The 1580-nt window shown below is 54.2% G+C and carries 1 protein-coding gene; it reads right to left on the reverse strand.

Going from position 1 to position 1580, the window contains the following annotated elements; genetic code table 11:
- Positions 1 to 27 precede the first annotated feature (27 nt).
- Positions 28 to 1296 carry an IS110 family transposase gene (locus tag ACCC96_RS30265; protein ID WP_413697739.1) on the reverse strand — a complete coding sequence of 423 codons (1269 nt, stop codon included), beginning with the start codon at positions 1294 to 1296 and terminating at the stop codon, positions 28 to 30.
- Positions 1297 to 1580 lie beyond the last annotated feature (284 nt).

Here is a 1580-nt window from a genome sequence, read left to right on the forward strand (position 1 = left end):
CGCCCCCTCACGCCCTGAGCCTGTCCGTCAACCGGTGACTACCTCCATCGACGCCTCTACCAGCGTTGATCCGCGCCGCGTTAAAGCCTGCAAGTAAGTCATTTCGTCATAGGCAGTGCCGGTTTTCCAGCACCGATAGACGATTCTGATCCACTTAAAAGCGAGTGCCCTCAGGGCCGCCTGGTATGAGCAACCTTTAGCCCGCTGCTGCCGATAATAAGCCTCGGCCCAGGTTGATTGAGTGATGCTGTGAGCAGCCCATTCGACGAAGGTCTGACGCAAGAAGGTTGAGCATCGGTAGCGCCAATAAACGACTTTCTTCTTTCCGCTACGTTGGGTAACCGGTGCGATTCCGGCATATCGCTGCATCGCATTGGCATCGCTAAATCGATCACGTTGTTCACCAAAAGCCACCATCAGGCGCGGTGCAAGATGTTGGCCGGCGCCTGGGAGTGCCTTAAAGATCGGGTAATCAGCCAAGGTGTTGGCCGTTTCTTCGATCTCGCGATCAAAATCTTTGAGGGTGGAAATGAGCCCTTTGAGTTGCGACGCCAAGGCTGTTGCGTACAACTGCGAAGGACGTATTACCCCCGGATCCTGCGTCAAAGGCATCGCTTTAGTGATGATGTCCCAGCGCGCTTGATTGAGTTGAGGGTGACGAGCGTTGTGTTCGTTAAAGAACTTGAGAAAAGTACTCTGGCGGGAACGCTTGATGTGTTCAAGCGTGGGCCAGCGCATCAGAAAGTCGCAGAACACCAAGGTGTCATGATTGCTAAACAGCTCCAGGGCCACTGGATAATACTGTTTGAGCGTACAGATCAAGCGGTTGCTGACCTTTACTCGCTCATCAACCAACGCACGCCGATGTTCTGTCAGGCTGGCCAAAATACGCATGGCCGGGCTTTGCGGCATCAGCTGCGCAAACCGTTGGGGATAGGTGAGCAACAACTCCAGCGCCCATTGAGCATCGGTCGGATCATCCTTGGCACCGCTGCCGACAAAGGCTTTACGGTGTTTGGCCAAGGTGCTTGGGTTGATTGGAAACAGGCAAAAGAACTCGTACTTTTGCAGGGCCGCCACCAAAGGCCCCTTGTTGAGCTCAAGAGCAATCGCAATTGGAGCACCGTAGCGCTCAAACAACGATTTCGCCCAACGATCGATCGATTGGGGTGTGTGGTCGATGACAGAGAAGTGCGGCCGGGTTTCCCCGGCGACCTGCAAACACACGTCGTGCTTGGTATCGGCCCAATCTATTCCGACATAAGCAGTGAATCTCTGAGACAGGAGCGTTTGCATCGACAACCTCCACAGGCGCTAAAGTACATGCAGGGACATGCATGCTTGCGTCCAGCGAAAGCGATATAGAGAGCCGTGTCGGGCTTTCCCTGAGTATTCGTTAGAGGGCGCAAGCGCACCTGTGGACTCGAAAGTGAGGGGGTAATCATCACGTGCTTGAGAGGCATATTCGTAGCCCACAGGTGCATGTTCCTTCCTTGATCAAAACTGACTTCCAGACACCGAAGTATGGAAGAGGACAGGAACGGACAACCTATATCGAGAGGCCGAGTGGAGGTTCTGCG

The organism is Pseudomonas sp. Pseusp11, assembly GCF_047304405.1.
Lineage (GTDB): Bacteria > Pseudomonadota > Gammaproteobacteria > Pseudomonadales > Pseudomonadaceae > Aquipseudomonas.

What these genes read in the sequence shown, in the direction of transcription:
- ACCC96_RS30265 (WP_413697739.1), bottom strand. Translation starts at nt 1,296, where the DNA reads ATGCAAACGCTCCTGTCTCAGAGATTCACTGCTTATGTCGGAATAGAT.